The 15,576-nt window shown below is 45.4% G+C and carries 17 protein-coding genes; 9 read left to right on the top strand and 8 right to left on the bottom strand.

Features of this window, described 5'->3' with window-relative positions:
• The first annotated feature begins 38 nt into the window (after positions 1–38).
• The 4 genes from QWZ13_RS01610 to QWZ13_RS01595 are packed head-to-tail and all read left to right on the top strand — an operon-like array spanning position 39 to position 3,024.
• Complete coding sequence (locus QWZ13_RS01610) at positions 39–932, top strand: LysR family transcriptional regulator (RefSeq protein ID WP_290280209.1); 894 nt, start codon at positions 39–41, stop codon at positions 930–932.
• A complete protein-coding gene (locus QWZ13_RS01605; protein ID WP_290280207.1) occupies positions 905–1,045 on the top strand; it encodes a hypothetical protein in 141 nt (46 codons plus the stop codon). The genes QWZ13_RS01610 and QWZ13_RS01605 overlap by 28 nt, the downstream gene beginning before the upstream one ends.
• Before the next feature lie 55 nt (positions 1,046–1,100).
• Complete coding sequence (locus QWZ13_RS01600; RefSeq protein WP_290280206.1) at positions 1,101–2,081, top strand: TauD/TfdA family dioxygenase; 981 nt, start codon at positions 1,101–1,103, stop codon at positions 2,079–2,081.
• Between the two features lie 40 nt (positions 2,082–2,121).
• Positions 2,122–3,024 carry an aldo/keto reductase gene (locus QWZ13_RS01595; RefSeq protein ID WP_290280205.1) on the top strand — a complete coding sequence of 301 codons (903 nt, stop codon included), beginning with the start codon at positions 2,122–2,124 and terminating at the stop codon, positions 3,022–3,024.
• Here the strand turns inward: QWZ13_RS01595 and QWZ13_RS01590 are convergent.
• The 6 genes from QWZ13_RS01590 to ahcY form a co-directional block, all read right to left on the bottom strand.
• Positions 3,021–3,746: a 16S rRNA (uracil(1498)-N(3))-methyltransferase gene (locus QWZ13_RS01590; RefSeq protein ID WP_290280204.1), complete on the bottom strand. Its 726-nt coding sequence runs from the start codon at positions 3,744–3,746 to the stop codon at positions 3,021–3,023. The two genes, QWZ13_RS01595 and QWZ13_RS01590, sit on opposite strands and share 4 nt — an antisense overlap.
• Positions 3,743–4,120: a hypothetical protein gene (locus tag QWZ13_RS01585; RefSeq protein ID WP_290280203.1), complete on the bottom strand. Its 378-nt coding sequence runs from the start codon at positions 4,118–4,120 to the stop codon at positions 3,743–3,745. Before QWZ13_RS01585 ends, QWZ13_RS01590 begins: the two co-directional genes overlap by 4 nt.
• Positions 4,120–5,064 carry an N-acetyl-gamma-glutamyl-phosphate reductase gene (gene argC, locus QWZ13_RS01580; RefSeq protein WP_290280202.1) on the bottom strand — a complete coding sequence of 315 codons (945 nt, stop codon included), beginning with the start codon at positions 5,062–5,064 and terminating at the stop codon, positions 4,120–4,122. Before argC ends, QWZ13_RS01585 begins: the two co-directional genes overlap by 1 nt.
• Before the next feature lie 105 nt (positions 5,065–5,169).
• A complete protein-coding gene (yihG, locus tag QWZ13_RS01575) occupies positions 5,170–6,072 on the bottom strand; it encodes a 1-acylglycerol-3-phosphate O-acyltransferase, YihG family (protein WP_290280201.1) in 903 nt (300 codons plus the stop codon).
• Between the two features lie 78 nt (positions 6,073–6,150).
• A complete protein-coding gene (metF, locus tag QWZ13_RS01570) occupies positions 6,151–6,990 on the bottom strand; it encodes a methylenetetrahydrofolate reductase [NAD(P)H] (protein WP_216000799.1) in 840 nt (279 codons plus the stop codon).
• A gap of 642 nt (positions 6,991–7,632) precedes the next feature.
• Positions 7,633–9,015 carry an adenosylhomocysteinase gene (gene ahcY / locus QWZ13_RS01565; RefSeq protein ID WP_290283241.1) on the bottom strand — a complete coding sequence of 461 codons (1,383 nt, stop codon included), beginning with the start codon at positions 9,013–9,015 and terminating at the stop codon, positions 7,633–7,635.
• 100 nt (positions 9,016–9,115) lie between these two features.
• Here ahcY and QWZ13_RS01560 point away from each other — a divergent pair, with 100 nt between their 5' ends.
• Positions 9,116–9,316 carry a hypothetical protein gene (locus QWZ13_RS01560; RefSeq protein ID WP_290280200.1) on the top strand — a complete coding sequence of 67 codons (201 nt, stop codon included), beginning with the start codon at positions 9,116–9,118 and terminating at the stop codon, positions 9,314–9,316.
• 115 nt (positions 9,317–9,431) lie between these two features.
• Here QWZ13_RS01560 and metK read toward each other — a convergent pair whose 3' ends face one another.
• Positions 9,432–10,580, bottom strand: coding sequence for a methionine adenosyltransferase (gene metK, locus QWZ13_RS01555; RefSeq protein ID WP_290280198.1), 1,149 nt, complete (start codon positions 10,578–10,580; stop codon positions 9,432–9,434).
• Positions 10,581–10,605: 25 nt separating this feature from the next.
• Entirely contained in the window at positions 10,606–11,574 is a 969-nt protein-coding gene (locus QWZ13_RS01550) for a metalloregulator ArsR/SmtB family transcription factor (protein ID WP_290280197.1), read from the bottom strand.
• A gap of 124 nt (positions 11,575–11,698) precedes the next feature.
• On the opposite strand from QWZ13_RS01550, the gene QWZ13_RS01545 reads away from it, so the two are divergent.
• Genes QWZ13_RS01545 through QWZ13_RS01530 form a run of 4 tightly spaced genes read left to right on the top strand, consistent with a single transcriptional unit; the run spans position 11,699 to position 15,575 of the window.
• Entirely contained in the window at positions 11,699–12,514 is an 816-nt protein-coding gene (locus tag QWZ13_RS01545; RefSeq protein WP_290280196.1) for an ABC transporter ATP-binding protein, read from the top strand.
• Positions 12,511–13,548, top strand: a complete 1,038-nt coding sequence (locus QWZ13_RS01540) for a FecCD family ABC transporter permease (protein WP_290280195.1) — start codon at positions 12,511–12,513, stop codon at positions 13,546–13,548. Before QWZ13_RS01545 ends, QWZ13_RS01540 begins: the two co-directional genes overlap by 4 nt.
• Entirely contained in the window at positions 13,545–14,576 is a 1,032-nt protein-coding gene (locus QWZ13_RS01535) for a FecCD family ABC transporter permease (RefSeq protein WP_290280194.1), read from the top strand. The genes QWZ13_RS01540 and QWZ13_RS01535 overlap by 4 nt, the downstream gene beginning before the upstream one ends.
• 9 nt (positions 14,577–14,585) lie before the next feature.
• On the top strand, positions 14,586–15,575 hold the full coding sequence (locus QWZ13_RS01530; RefSeq protein WP_290280193.1) for an iron-siderophore ABC transporter substrate-binding protein: 990 nt from the start codon (positions 14,586–14,588) through the stop codon (positions 15,573–15,575).
• Position 15,576: the final 1 nt, after the last annotated feature.

Genomic DNA, 15,576 nt, shown 5'->3' with positions numbered 1-15,576 from the left:
ATAATGGATATATACAATTCAATATATAAGTATTTCTAATGAATTTATCGATGCGTCAGTTGAAGTTGTTCGAAGCCATTTGTCGTTGTCAGTCATTAACTGAGGCAGCAAACGAGCAGGCTATCAGCCAATCTGCGGCTAGCCAAGCCCTCAAAGAGATCGAAAATCAGCTGGGGTATCGACTATTTCGGAAAACGGGACGAACGCTGAAGCTAACCGAAGCCGGAACCTTGGCTTTGCCAAAAGTGCGCCAAGTTTTAGCGAGCTTAGACAGCCTTCGCTTCCCCAGCGAGCATTTTGTTGGCGGTGTCTTAAACGTCAGTGCCAGTGAAACAATCGCATCCTACCTAATGCCTCAGCTACTGGCCAACTTCGTAGCCCATTACCCAAAAGTACAACCGCAGTTAAATATCGATAACACTGAGCGTGTTGTTCAGCATATTGAAAGCGGCCGAGCCAGTGTCGGCTTTATTGAAGGGCCGGCCTATTCTGTTCATGCCAAATCAGAGATGTGGTTAGATGATGAACTAGTGGTCTTTGCTCAGCCCGGCTTCTTTTGGTCTAACAAGGGGTTTATACCCAGTAGTGAATTGGCGGCTCAGCCTTGGATTGTGCGTGAGCAAGGCTCTGGTACTCGGGCTGTGTTTGATACGGCTTTTGCGCAGCGACATGAAACACCCAAAATAGCGATGTCGTTGTCGCGACAAGAAGCCATTAAGCAATCAGCCCGAGCCGGCCTTGGTGTCGGTTGTTTGTCGAGATTGGCCGTTCGGGATGAATTGGCCGCAAATACGCTAATAGAATTAAAAACAGAGCTCGCATTGGCGCGTCAGTTTACATTGTTAGCGCATAAAGATGTTTCGCCCAATGCTACGTTAGATACTTTCCTTTCTTTTGCACGCCAATGGCGACCGGCTCTGAGTCAATTCTAACAGGAATTTCAATAATAATTTTTAAAATCGGCCAGAGAATAAAGGCGGAGCTTCTGCGCGAGTTTTGCTTAATTCATTCACTATTGATTTACATCAATGCATTTCATTGTTAAGGTGCTCTTAGTTAAATTCATACAACATTGATACACGTAAGTAAGCGAGCATTGAATGAGTCTAAACATCGGTAAAATTGAAGAACAAAAACAGGTGAATGGCTTAGATTTCCCTTTAGTCGTATTACCACCCAATGAAACGGTCGCCAGTGAGAAGCCAGCGTTTGATACCTGGGTTACAGAAAACAAAGAGGCGCTTCATGCGCAACTTATTAAACACGGTGCACTTTTGTTTCGAGGCTTTCCTGTGTCATCGGCCGATGCCTTCGAACAGTTTTTAGACCAAACCGATTACCAAAACATGCCTTATGTCGGCGGTGCGGCGCCAAGAACGCAGGTCACGTCCTCGCGAATTGTTACGGCGAATGAGTCTCCCGCCACAGAAAAAATACCATTTCATCATGAAATGGCACAAACCCCTCACCCACCGGGTTATATATTTTTCTATTGCGATACCGCTCCAGCGTCTGGGGGGGCAACTTCCATTTTACACTCAGGAGAAATATGCGAACGTTTTTTTGAAATTTCGCCTGAGTTTGCTCAAGAAGTAGAGCGGCAGGGCGTGCGCTATATCCGCTTCATGCCTGCAGAAACAGATGCAAGCTCGGCCATTGGTCGCTCTTGGAAAGAAACATTTAACGTCAGTGACCGAGCTTCTTGTGAAGAAAAACTGAAAGAACATGGCATGTCCTGGTCGTGGTTAGACAATGATCTGCTTCGTACTGAATCGAAAACATTACCTGCGATACGATTTGATGAAGAGACCCAACAAAAAACTTTCTTCAATTCTATTTTGGCCGTTTACACCGGTTGGGATGATGCCCGGAATGTTGCAAACAAAGCCGTGGTATTAGCCGATGGGCAAGAAATGGATGCCACAGTTATGGCACAAACAGTAGAGGCCATGGATGAGCTGTGTGTTAATTTTAAATGGCACGAAGGCGATGTTTTGTTTTTGAATAATCACACGGTATTGCATGCGCGCCAGCCCTTTACAGGTGATCGGCGTATTCTGGCGTCAATAGCATTTAAATAATCGTAAAAAATCATACTTAGATAAACGTTAAGGAAACATTATGAATCGAGTCATGCTACCGAATTCGGATTTTAGTTTGAGTCAGTTGGTTTATGGCGTTTGGCGAATTGCGGATGACAGCGACACAAGCGCAAAGCACGTTCGCGCTAAAATTGAATTGGCTTTAGAGCAAGGTATGACGACCTTTGATCATGCTGATATTTATGGCAATTATGAATGTGAACGCTTGTTTGGCCAGGTGCTGGCAGAAGATAAGTCACTGCGTGAGCAAATGGAAATTATTACTAAATGTGATATCTGTTTAGATACCGATAAGTTTCCGGCGCGCCGAGTAAAGTATTACGACACGTCACCGAACTATATTCAGTCCAGTGTTGAGCAATCTTTGAAATTATTGCATTCAGACACGATTGAAACCTTATTAATTCACCGCCCTGACCCCTTTATGGATGCTGAAGCTACGGGCAGAACACTCGATAACCTGATCGAGTCAGGCAAAGTTCGATCGGTAGGTGTTTCAAATTTCAAGCCTGAAGATTGGCGCTGGTTGCAGAAAAATATGCATCATAAATTGGTGTTAAACCAAATAGAATTGAGCGTCATGGAAAACAGCGCTTTAAAAAATGGCGACCTTTCAGCGTTACAGAACGATAATATGGCTACCATGGCTTGGTCTCCTTTAGCGGGTGGTCGTTTATTTGGCGATGAAGCGGCAGCTCAGCGAGTGATGCCTGTGTTAGCGCGAATTGCGCAAGAGCAAAATAGCCGAGTAGACTTAGTGGCCATTGCATGGTTGCTGGCCCACCCTGCGAATATTATTCCGGTGGTGGGTACTAATAACCTTAAGCGTTTGAATGGCGTAGCGGGTGCGTTAGAAGTTGAGCTTGATCGTGAGACTTGGTTTGAAATAATGGTTGCTGCAGACGGACATGAGGTGCCTTAAAAGTCACCCCAGCGTTGCTGCAATAGAGCCAGAATTACCACTGGTGCTGTCTCTGTTCTTAAGATGCGTGGCCCTAGTTGCCATGCATCAAAGCCATTATTTTGCGCTGACTTTATTTCGGCTTCGGTTAACCCGCCTTCGGGACCAATTAAAAAACTGATTGATGACGGTGATTGATCGGGCCAGTTTGGCTCATCGGTTGCCGTATGCAAAACAAGTTTGACCTCACTTTCTTGTGTGCGAGTCCACTCTTCTATGTTTGAAATGGGTAATAGTGTTGGCAGTTTATCTCGGTAACATTGCTCACAAGCACTGGAAATTACCCCTTGCCAATGGTGCATTTTCTTTTCTATTCGATCGGCTTTGAGCTTTAAATCGCAGCGTTCACTGGTCAGTGGTGTTATGTGTGTGACGCCGAGCTCGGTGGCTTTTTGAAGTGCGTAGTCAAAACGATCCCCTTTACTCATGACCAGCCCCATTCGAGTTTGAATGGGGGATTCAGTCTGCGAAGTAAGTTCGCTTAACAAGGTAACCTGAGCCGATTTCTTGCTAACTTCGATTAACTGCCCAGAAAATCTTTGACCTTGGCCATTAAATAGCTGCAGCTCCGCTCCATTACTAAGCCTTAGCACTTTAATCAGATGCTGAAATACGCTGTCGGGTAGCACTAAGGTTTGCCCAGCTTTGGTGGCTTCGGGTAATAAGGCTCTAATGGTTCTCATAGGCTGTTATTCGGCTCGCACAGGGTGAGTTGTTCGGGGGTGACCCATTGTTGAGTGATCCAATCTTCTAAAATACACTGGCGATACTCAGCCCCATAAAACAACGCATTCTCTTGGCTTTCAGTGAACGATTCCGGCCATTGTGATAATAAGGTCGGACCACAACGATTTGCAGCAGATTCAATGCCCTTCGTGCACACTGTTGCCGGAATACCTAAACAACTAAAAGTGGCGTCTTGCTGGCAGAGCCATTGGGGGGCGTTTTGATTTAGGAACTGCAAGTAAATGACTGAAGGTACTTGAGCGCGCGCAGATTCCTCAGCCGTTAACATCAAAGGTGCGAAACTAAGTACAAAAATTAAAAGTCGCATCATTAAAGCAGACCGGTGGTTTCATCAAGGTTGAATCGGCAATTCATATTTTGGACGGCCGCCCCTGAAGCCCCTTTACCTAAATTATCTAATCGCGCGACAAGGTAAATTCGCTGATCGGATTCGTAAACAAACAATTCAATTCTATTCGTACCATTACAGGCTGTCGGTGCTAAAAAACCTTCATTCAATACGGATTCATCGTTTAGCGGCATCACTGTTACAAAAGGTTCGTTTTGGTAAGTGGTTAACAGCGATTGATAAATAGATTCTGCTGAACCCTTAAGTAAGTGCCCATGAAGTGCAATAGAGACCAACATGCCTTGTTCAAAGTTGCCAACTGTCGGCACAAAGACAGGTGCGAAATCTAATTCGGGAATGGCCTGCATCTCAGGTAAATGCTTGTGGTTAAGGTCTAAGTTTTTTAGCCGAGCGGCACCGTCTTCAGCTTGTTGCTTATTAAAGGCTCGGTAGTCGGCAATCATGGTTTTTCCGCCACCGCTATAACCGGTAATGGCTTGCACAACCATTGGGTAATTTTTAGGTACGATACCCGCTTGAACCAAGGGCGTGATCAGAAGTGTCATACCGCTTGGGTAGCAGCCTGGGTTTGCGATACGCTGAGTCTGCTTTAGTCGTGAACGTTGGTTTGGTAATTCTGGAATACCATACACCCAACTTGGATCCGTTCTAAAGGCACTGGATGCATCGATCACCACGGTATTATCGTTGTCTATCAGTGAAACGGCTTCACGGCTTGCATCATCGGGCAAACATAAAAACACCACATCGGCTTTGTTAAGGTATTCTTTGCGCAATTTAGGGTCTTTCTTTTGAGCTTCCGGAATGCTTAAAACACTTACATTAGGGTGCTTGGCTAATCGGTCTTGAATTTGTAAGCCGGTGGTGCCGTACTGACCATCGATGTATGCAGTAATGTTCGTCATGATAAAGGTACTTAGATGCCTGGTTGCTAGTGCTCTGAGTATAAGCTATTGGCGGGCAAAACTGAAAAACGACTTTCGCAAGCTGGCTTTGCAGTTTGAGCAGTATTAACGGTGGTCCGATTGCGCGTGCATGGCGGCTAACTGATCGTCTTTTTCTTGCCAGAGTTTGTTAACCCAGGCTTGAAAGTGTGCTTTGTGTTCTGGGTTATGGGTGTAGTCCATATTTGAAAATTGAGCCGGTATTGGCCGTTGTTTAATGTGTAGGCTGATATCACCGCAGCGTCCACAAGCCATTTCCCAAGTGCTGGGTGCCTTGTCTTGGTAATAAATGGTAGCGTCGAGCAAGGTATCAAACTTGTCGTCAAGCGCTTGAATGGTAAAGGCTAAGCCACCTGACTTTGGCTTAAGTAACCGTTTATAAGGAGATTTCTGCTGCTTGTGTTTGGCTTCTGTGAAGCGCGTGCCCTCTAAAAAATTTACAATGGAAGTAGGTACATGGGTAAATTTTTTACAGGCCTCTTTGGTAGTTTCTAAGTCTTTTCCTGCCTTTTCCGGGTGTTTTGTGAGGTATTTACGTGAATATCGCGACATAAAGGGGTAATCCATCGCCCACCAAGCCGCACCAGCTATTGGCACATACAATAACTGTTTTTTTATGAAGAATTTCAATACCGGCAGTTTGCGATAGGTTGCAAAGAACAAGACAAAAATATCGAGCCAACTTTGATGATTACCAATGACGAGGTTCCATTGAGCCATGCTCAGCTGAGCTTCATTATTTATGGTAACTTTTAAGCGGTGCACATGGCGCATCCAAAAAAGAATCCCGCCCATCCAGATGAGAGACACTTCAACAATGATGGGATCGGCTAGGCGTATTTTGAGCGATTTAGGTAGGATTAGTTTTAGTAAAATACCGCAAAAAAGAAACACCCCTAAAAACAGCGTGTGTACTATCAACGCGAATACAGACAAGAGCCCAATTAGGTTAAAGTAGAGTGATTGCACGGCATAAATCTTTACAGTTTAAATGAGTATTCTTGCGCTGCTCACTCACATTTGCAAGTGAGCAGATACAGTTGCCATTTAGTTATTCTGCAGTTGCTCCAAAATGGCCAGCGATGGTGCTGATTGATTCATGCTGTAAAAGTGCAGCTTTGGTGCACCTGCGGCGATGAGTTCTTTGCACAGATCGACGACAAAGTTCAAACCAATGGATTGAATTCTCTTGGTATCGTCTCCGCAAGTTTGCAAGGCCAGTCGCATCCAGCGTGGAATATCGGCACCACACGCGTCTGAGAATCGAGCTAGGGCACTGTAGTTGGTAATTGGCATAATGCCGGGCACAATCGGTATGTTGCATCCCCGCTTTCTCACTTCATCTACAAAGTGCTTGTAGGCGTTGGCGTTATAAAAATACTGGGTTATTGCGCTATCGGCCCCCGCATTTGCTTTGGCGACAAAGAAGTCGATGTCTTTATCTAAATTTTCGGCCTGTGGGTGCATTTCTGGGTAGGCGGCTACTTCAATATTAAATGCGTCGCCAAAAGTTTCTCGCACATACCGTACTAAATCTGAGGCATGGCTAAAATCACCACCAGTGCCGACCATGCCGCTGGGTAAGTCACCTCGCAGTGCCACGATGCGATTAATTCCGGCCGCTTGGTATTTCTCTAGCAAAGCTTTTACTGTTTCTTTCTCAGAACCAATGCACGATAAATGAGGGGCAGCAGAGACGCCACGTTGGTTCAGTTCGATCACAGTGTTAATGGTTCGTTCTTGAGTTGAGCCGCCTGCACCGTATGTAACACTGAAAAACTCAGGGTTAGCCGCTTTCAATTCGTCGTGTGCTTTTAAAAGTTTTTCATAGCCCGCTTCAGTCTTAGGCGGGAAAAACTCAAAGCTAACAGGAACGACAGTGTTCATTTTCATTTTCCTTTGGTTTTTAGAGCATTAACGCCTTCTTAAGAAGATCTAAATAACGCTGTAATTTGATTTTGACTAACTATGTAAAAACGGTTTTAAGCTGCGGGCTTCGAGCTGCGAGTAAGTTCAAAAGTGGGAGCTACCCTTTTCATAAGCTATGTCTCTTGTCTATAAACCCGAAGCTCGCAGCTAAAAACTGCTCTTAATCTCTTACTTGCAGCTAGCAGCTAGCAGCTAAAAACTTGCAGCTTCTTTCCAAACCGTGCCACGATGCTTGCCCTGCGCTCCGGTATAAATTTAAGCCGTTCATAACAACTCGCTACACTCAAACAGTCATTCACTTTTAAATTTACACCCTCGCCCAGCAAGCATCTGATACTAACTGTTTACCACAAGCACCTTCTTTTGAACTCACTAGCAGCTAGCAGCTAAAAACTTGCAGCTTTTCTTCCTACAGCGCCACGATACTTGCTCTGCGCTCCGGTATAAATTTAAGCCGTTCATAACAACTCGCTACGCTCAAACAGTCATTCACTTTTAAATTTACACCCTCGCCCAGCAAATATCTGATACTAACTGTTTACCACAAGCACCTTCTTTTGAACTTACTTGCAGCTAGCAGCTAAAAACTTGCAGCTTCCCCTAATACTTATAATCATCAGGCTTAAATGGACCATCAACGGGCACGTTAATGTAGCTCGCCTGATCGGCGGTTAGCGTGGTTATAACGCCTCCAAATCCTTTAACCATTTCCGCTGCAACTTCTTCATCTAATTTCTTTGGCAAAATTTTAACGTACAAATTTTTTGCTTTTTCTTCAGCGGGTAAGTCGGCAAATTTTTGCTCATACAAATACATCTGAGCCAGTACTTGGTTGGCAAATGAGCCATCCATGATTCGGCTAGGGTGGCCGGTGGCGTTGCCTAGGTTTACGAGTCGCCCTTCAGACAACAAGATGATGAAGTCGTCTTTGGCGTCACTTCGATACACTTGATGAACTTGTGGTTTAACTTCTTCCCAGGTCCAGTTTTTGCGCATGAATGCGGTATCGATTTCGTTGTCGAAGTGACCGATGTTGCACACTACTGCACCTTTTTTAACGGCGGCGAGCATGTGCTTGTCACAGACATTTGTGTTACCTGTTGTAGTGACTATAAGGTCGGTATTTTCTAACAGTTGGGTGTTGATACTGCTTGCTGTTCCGTCGTTTTGACCGTTGTTGTACGGTGAAACCACTTCGAAGCCGTCCATGCAGGCTTGCATGGCACAGATTGGATCAATTTCTGTAACTTTTACAATCATGCCTTCTTGACGCAAAGAGGCGGCGGAACCTTTACCTACGTCGCCGTAGCCAATTACTAAGGCTTTTTTACCGGCCAGTAGGTGATCGGTACCGCGTTTTATGGCATCGTTTAGTGAGTGACGGCAACCGTATTTGTTGTCGTTTTTAGATTTTGTGACGGCATCGTTGACGTTAATGGCGGGAACTTTAAGTTCACCTTTTTCTAACATTTCCAACAAACGGTGAACACCGGTGGTGGTTTCTTCTGAAATGCCGTGTATGTTATCTAACAACTGTGGGTATTTGTTGTGCACCATTTCAGTTAAGTCGCCGCCATCGTCTAATATGATGTTGGCATCCCAAACATCGGTACCATCTTTTTCAGCCAGTATGGTTTGTTCAATGCACCACAAAAATTCTTCTTCGGTTTCGCCTTTCCAAGCAAATACTGGAATGTTGGCTGCAGCAATGGCGGCGGCTGCATGATCTTGCGTTGAGAAAATATTACAAGAAGACCAACGAACATCGGCACCGAGGTCTATAAGGGTTTCAATTAATACTGCAGTTTGGATTGTCATGTGGATACAACCCATAATTTTTGCACCCGCTAAAGGTTGCTCTGCACGGTACTTTTTTCGCAGGGCCATCAGGGCTGGCATTTCACTTTCGGCAATGGCGATTTCTTTTCGGCCCCAATCAGCTAAAGAAATATCGGCCACTTTATAATCGGTAAATGTTGACATATGTTGTAATCCTCTATTTTCAGTAGGTGCATCAGGACGATCTGATCCAGCCATTTTTTAAAATTCTGTTTCAAGCTTCAAGCTGCTAGGTACAACCAATTTGCAGCATACCTATACTCAAAGCCACGATGCTCGCCAGCAAGCATCTGATACGAACGGTTTACCACAAGCTCATTCTTTTGAACTTACTTGCAGCTTGCAGCTCCTCTTCCTACAGTGCCACGATGCTTGCTCTGCGCTCCGGTATAGATCTAAGCCGTTCATAACAACTCGCTACGCTCAAACAGTCATTCACTTTTAAATTTACACCCTCGCCCAGCAAGCATCTGATACGAACGGTTTACCGCAAACCCTTTCTTTTGAACTTACTAGCAGCTAGCAGCTAGCAGCTAAAAATTTGCAGCTTTTTCTAACACTTACAAAGCGCTCTTCAAAACCTCAACTTTATCCAAATTCTCCCAGCTAAAGCCTTCACGACCAAAGTGACCGTAAGCCGCGGTTGGCTGGTAAATTGGTTTGCGAAGGTCGAGCATTTCAATAATGCCGCGTGGGCGCAGATCAAAGTTTTCACGAACAAGTTGTGCGATGGCTTGCTCTGAAATCTTATGGGTGCCGAACGTATTGATTGAAATTGATGTTGGCTCTGCCACACCAATTGCGTAAGACACTTGAATTTCACAACGGTCGGCTAGGCCAGCGGCTACAATATTTTTAGCCACATACCGACCTGCGTAAGCCGCTGAACGGTCTACTTTAGAAGGGTCTTTTCCTGAGAATGCACCACCACCGTGTCGTGCCATGCCGCCGTAAGTATCGACGATGATTTTACGACCGGTTAAGCCACAATCGCCTACTGGACCACCGATGACAAAAATCCCCGTTGGGTTGATGTGGTATTGAGTATCAGCGTGTAACCACTCGGCCGGTAACACTTCTTTAATAATTTCTTCACGCACGGCTTCGCGCAAATCATCTAGGCTGATGTCTGGGTTGTGCTGGGTTGAAAGAACAACGGCATCGACAGCAACTGGCTTGCCGTTTTCGTAACGTAAGGTGACTTGTGATTTTGCATCGGGGCGCAACCAGCCAAGCTTGCCGTTTTTACGAAGCTTTGCTTGCTGTTCTACTAATCGGTGAGAGTAGTAAATAGGCGCTGGCATTAGGGTGTCGGTTTCATTCGTTGCGTAGCCAAACATTAAGCCTTGGTCGCCGGCGCCTAAGTCTTTATCTTCGGCTTCATCTACACCCACGGCGATATCGCTCGACTGCTTGCCAATGGCGTTTAAAACGGCACAAGATTTACCATCGAAACCAACATCTGAGCTGTCATAGCCTATGTCTAAAATAACATCGCGGACAATGTCTTCTAAATCTACGTATGTTGAGGTTCGAACTTCGCCTGCGACTATTGCCATGCCGGTTTTTACTAAGGTTTCAACGGCCACGCGTGCATGTGGGTCTTCTTTGATGATGGCATCTAATACCGCATCGGATATTTGATCGGCCATTTTATCTGGGTGGCCTTCTGAAACACTTTCAGAAGTAAAAACACTGTATTCGCTCATTTAAGGGTCCTCTTTATCTAATCTGTTATGCGTTGCTATACACTTGGGTTTGCACTTGAAACCCGTTACGCAAGGCTAAAAATCGGCTTTGATTGTGGGCGAATCCATGTTTATTGGCCCACTGGTGTAATTCTTCTGGTTCAAATCCCAGCCATTGATCCCCACACTGTTCTCTTGCCCACTCTTGATCGTGGTGGCACAGATCGGTCACGATGAGCAAACCACCTGGCCGCAACAGTTGCGCACATTGCGCTATCTCGCCTTCAGGTGTGGGTACGTGGTGCAGAACCATATTGTAGATGATGATATCGAATTGTTGGTTTTGCTCGGCCAAAAACTCGGTACTACCTTCTATAAATTTCACGTTGTTATATTCGCCCACTTGAGCTTTTGCTTGATCAAGCATTACGGGAGAAATATCGATGCCCGTGACGTCATCAAAACGTTCAGCCAAGGCGCGTAAAAACTCGCCTTTGCCGGGGCCTACTTCTAATACATTTTGTTGTTTGGGTCGGTCTAAGCTGTCTAACAATTGCAAGGCTTCAGGACCGTAATGTTCAAATAAAACGATGCGTTCTTGATGCAATTCGAACTCATCAACATGTTCAACAAAAAACCGCCGAGCAGAATTTAAACGCTCAGATCGGATTTGCTGTTGTTGTATACGCACGGCTTCGTCAATTGGATGTAGATCGAGCTCACGAAATATTTGCTGTTGTATGCTCAGTGCATCTCCCAACGCTCGACGATAAAAAATGGTATTGCCTTCACGTCTTTTTTCTACCCAGCCGGCCGTACTGAGCACTTTTAAGTGATGGCTCATTCCCGATTGTTTCACATCGAGCATGTCGCACAGTTCCAGTACGCCGTATGCGCCTGAACCAAGAATCTGCAATATAGCCAGACGAGTAGGGTCTGAAATGGCTTTAAAGAAGCCTGAAATGTCATTTATGTTCATAACGGGGAACGATAGCAGCGCATTGAATAATTGCAAGAACTATATCAATATATTTTGATATAGATTTGGTTTAATGTCGTTACGAAAAGTTGATGGTTTTTATTTGCATTTGATAATGGTTCTCATTACTATCTGTTTGAATCTAAATTGATGAGCACAGATGAATTTTACTGCCCCTCTAGAATGCCGCCATATAAGTGCTGGTTATACGTTGCCGATACTAAAAAATGTTGATTTACAACTTAACTCAGGTGAACTGACTATCCTAATCGGACCTAATGGTTGCGGTAAGTCTACGTTGCTTAAAGCCTTGTCTAACAGACTGGCTTTGTCTTGCGGTTCGGTGCTGCTTAATAGTAAGCGCATTAAAGAATGGCCAACCAAACAACTGGCACAGCAACTAGGGGTATTGCCTCAGCATCCACTTGCGCCAGAAGAACTCACTGTTAAGGAGCTCGTTAGTCTGGGGCGTTTCCCCTACCAGGGTTTGTTGAGTGGCAATAAAAAAGACGCTTATTGCATAGAAGACGCTATGAATTTGGCGCAAGTCAGTGAATTTGCGAATAGCCCGATAGATCAGTTGTCGGGTGGGCAACGTCAAAGATGCTGGATCGCCATGGTGTTGGCTCAAGAAACGGATGTTCTGCTGTTAGACGAGCCTACCTCTTATCTAGATTTAAAAGTTCAAGTTGAATTATTACAACTGTTACAACAGCTAGCAAAAAACAAGCAATACGCCATCGGCATAGTCATGCATGAGCTCAATTTGGCAGCGGCGTTCGCCGATAAACTTGTAATGATGAAAGAGGGTCAAGTGCAAGCACAAGGATGCGTTCAACACGTTTTTACAGAGGCTAACTTGAGCCGGGTGTTTGATTTAGTGGCACAGGTTGTTACCGACGCTCATTCTGGAAAGCCTTTCTGTATTCCTAACATTAAATCGCACTCTGCTGAGCTGGCGTTGGTAGGGTCATGACAACTTCTTTGCCAGTAGCTTCTGCTTATAGAATCAATTTAAGGCGTAATGTTGGCTTTGTACTTAGCATGCTCGCTCTTATCGGTATATCCGTTCTGCACATTACCTTGGGTGCCCGAACGGTCTCAATTACTGAAGTGATGTCCGCGTTTTTCTCGTTCAACGATTCAAACTTAAACCATATCATTATTATGGAGCTTAGAGTGCCAAGATTGGTGGCCGCTATTGTTGCTGGCTCCGGTTTGGCTTTGGCGGGGGCTGGTTTACAAGCACTGACTCGAAACCCCTTAGCCGACCCTGGTCTATTGTCGATTTTATCAGGAGCATCTTTTTTTGTGCTCGCGTTTGTCAGTGTATTGCAGTGGTTTGCGGTGGCCTTCATTCCACTTGTAGCGGCGGTAGGCGCAAGTGTGTCGGGTGTATGTGTTTGGGGGATAGCTAGAAAATTGCCAGGAGGGGCTTCGCCGCTGGCGCTTATCCTCAGCGGTGCTATCGTTTCGGCCATGCTCACGGCGGCCATAACTCTGCTGCAATTATTTAATGATCAAAGCTTTAATGAGTTGCGCGTTTGGCTAGTGGGCAGCTTAGCGGGCAATGCATGGCCAGCTTTCTACTGGGTGGTGCCGTTATGGTGCCTCGCACTGGTTGGAATCTTATCGCAATCACGTGTTTTTACCTTGCTGCTGCTAGGTGAGCAAACCGCTCAAGCAATGGGGGCTCATTTACCGAGGCGAAAAGCCTTGATTGTCGTTTGTTTGATTTTGCTATCTGCTGCGGCGGTTGCTGTAGCTGGGCCATTAGGTTTTGTTGGGCTGGTCATTCCGCATGTGGTTAAAATGCTAATCGGTGCTGATTATCGATGGGTTCTGCCATTTTCAGCGGTACTTGGTGCCACTTATTTGATTGGCGTTGATTGCTTAGCCCGAACAATGATTGCTCCTCGCGAATTATCAACAGGCCTGTTAACCGTACTAATTGGATCGCCACTGTTTATTTACTTGGTTCGCCAAAATTTTGGTCGAGGTCTTAGATGATACAAAGTACCTTCACTAAAATTATCTCAAGCCAACCATCTTATAAGCATATCTACAGCGCATTGTTGATCGCATTAATACTAGTGGCCATTGGCTCGACATTGGCTGGCAGTTACAAGTTAAGCTTAGAAGAAGTATGGCAGGGCTTATTGGACCCTCATTCGCAATCGAGCTCAACATTAATGCTGTGGGAGTTTCGCTTACCTAGGCTCGCCAGTGCGCTATTTGTTGGCGCTCTTTTCGCGAGTTCTGGCTTTTTATTGCAAGGACTAACGCGCAACCCATTAGCCGACCCATCTTTGATTGGTGTCTCTCAAGGCGCCGCGCTTGCGGTAGTATTGTTTGTTGTTCTGTACCCTCAAGAGTTAGCGGGGAATCGTGTATGGGCGGCAATGTCTGGTGCTTGTTTGGCAGCCTTTCTCATTTACACCTTAACCGCGCGTAAAAATCAATCGGCCTCGCCTCTAGTGTTTATTCTGACGGGAGTGGGCCTTTCCCTTTTTATAACAGCTCTCACCTCTACTTTTTTAACTTACGGCCAATTAGAAAATGTCATGACGGCCTTGTCTTGGCTCAGCGGTAGTTTGCATCGAGTAAGCGCTTCTGATGTCAGTTTGTTGTGTATCAGCACTTTACTCATTTTACCCAGTGCTTGGATACTGGCTCATTTTCTAAAAGCACAGCAGCTGGGAAATGAGTTGGCACAAAGTTTAGGTGTGCCACTTAAAGCAATTCATTCATTGCAATTGCTGGTGGCCGTTTTAGCCGCGGCTATTGCCACAGCGGTGGTTGGCCCAATTGGATTTATTGGCCTGATTGCACCGCACATCGCACGGAAATTAACACTAGGCTCTCCTCGTCATCAACTCATTCTCAGCATGTTTGTGGGGGCGTTGTTGGTTTCAGGTGCTGATCTACTAGGTCGAACTTTGTGGGCTCCGGTGCAAATACCCGCTGGAATTGTTTCAACGTTAGCAGGCGCCCCGCTACTGCTTATTTTACTTTTTACCAACCCCAAAAAACCTTAAGGAACAACCATGAACTTTTCACGATTAACGGTGATGGCCACAGTAACGCTGGTGGTCACTTTATACAGTACCTTGGTAAACGCTGGCGATTTCCCAGTAACTATTGACCATAAGTTTGGCTCTTTAACGCTACAAGAGCCGCCAAAACGAGTGGTGTCTATTGGCTACAGTGATCAAGACGACATCTTAGCGCTGGGCGTTCAACCAATTGCCGTTAGAGACTGGTTTGGCGATAAACCATTTGCTACGTGGCCATGGGCTAGTGATGAACTCGGTGATGCTAAACCGTTAGTGCTAGGAAGAGATGCCCTCGACTTTGAAGCCATTGCAGCCCTGAACCCCGATTTAATAGTCGGAATTTCATCGGGAATGACTCAAGAAGATTATAATAAATTATCCAAAATTGCCCCGACATTACCGCAGTCCGGAGACTACGTCGAATGGGGAATGCCGTGGCAAGAAAGAACCCGAAGTATTGGCTTAGCATTAGGCAAGTTTGAACAAGCCAATAAAATCGTCGATAGAATAGAATCACGCATTGAGCGAGAAGCACAAAGCCATACAAACTTCACCGGTAAATCAGCGGCTGTTGCATTTTACTATTCAGGCCAACCGGGTGTGTACGCTACGCATGATTTAAGAAGCCAACTATTACAGCAGCTCGGCTTTGTAATTCCACCTCAATACGATGAGTTAGCCGGTGAGTCTTTCTATGCATCTTTCAGTGAAGAAAAACTCGATTTGCTAAACGTTGATGCGTTGCTGTGGTTATCTGCCTCAGACGCTTTGACCGATGTAGATGCACTGCCATTGCGAAAGCACATGCCTTTTTACAAAGAAGGTCGAGAAGTGTTTTTAGGCGAATTAGTGGGCGGTGCATTTTCTTTTATGAGCCCACTCAGTTTGGAGTATTTGCTCGATAATTTACTGCCCGAGCTAGAGCTGGCAATCGATGGTGACCCTAAAACAGTCGTACCATCTTCGCGTTCATCTTATTAAT

It is taken from the genome of Reinekea marina (assembly GCF_030409715.1).
GTDB classification, from domain to species: Bacteria; Pseudomonadota; Gammaproteobacteria; order Pseudomonadales; family Natronospirillaceae; genus Reinekea; species Reinekea marina.
The sequence above is the reverse complement of the archived record's forward strand: the minus strand, read 5'-3'. Positions and strand labels throughout refer to the sequence as shown.

Coding starts and splice junctions, on each gene's coding strand:
- QWZ13_RS01530 (WP_290280193.1), top strand. CDS start 14,586: ATGAACTTTTCACGATTAACGGTGATGGCCACAGTAACGCTGGTGGTC.
- QWZ13_RS01540 (WP_290280195.1), top strand. CDS start 12,511: ATGACAACTTCTTTGCCAGTAGCTTCTGCTTATAGAATCAATTTAAGG.
- QWZ13_RS01590 (WP_290280204.1), bottom strand. CDS start 3,746: ATGAGAACCATTAGAGCCTTATTACCCGAAGCCACCAAAGCTGGGCAA.
- QWZ13_RS01610 (WP_290280209.1), top strand. CDS start 39: ATGAATTTATCGATGCGTCAGTTGAAGTTGTTCGAAGCCATTTGTCGT.
- QWZ13_RS01605 (WP_290280207.1), top strand. CDS start 905: ATGGCGACCGGCTCTGAGTCAATTCTAACAGGAATTTCAATAATAATT.
- QWZ13_RS01535 (WP_290280194.1), top strand. CDS start 13,545: ATGATACAAAGTACCTTCACTAAAATTATCTCAAGCCAACCATCTTAT.
- argC (WP_290280202.1), bottom strand. CDS start 5,064: ATGACGAACATTACTGCATACATCGATGGTCAGTACGGCACCACCGGC.
- QWZ13_RS01595 (WP_290280205.1), top strand. CDS start 2,122: ATGAATCGAGTCATGCTACCGAATTCGGATTTTAGTTTGAGTCAGTTG.
- ahcY (WP_290283241.1), bottom strand. CDS start 9,015: ATGTCAACATTTACCGATTATAAAGTGGCCGATATTTCTTTAGCTGAT.
- QWZ13_RS01585 (WP_290280203.1), bottom strand. CDS start 4,120: ATGATGCGACTTTTAATTTTTGTACTTAGTTTCGCACCTTTGATGTTA.
- QWZ13_RS01600 (WP_290280206.1), top strand. CDS start 1,101: ATGAGTCTAAACATCGGTAAAATTGAAGAACAAAAACAGGTGAATGGC.
- QWZ13_RS01545 (WP_290280196.1), top strand. CDS start 11,699: ATGAATTTTACTGCCCCTCTAGAATGCCGCCATATAAGTGCTGGTTAT.
- metF (WP_216000799.1), bottom strand. CDS start 6,990: ATGAACACTGTCGTTCCTGTTAGCTTTGAGTTTTTCCCGCCTAAGACT.
- metK (WP_290280198.1), bottom strand. CDS start 10,580: ATGAGCGAATACAGTGTTTTTACTTCTGAAAGTGTTTCAGAAGGCCAC.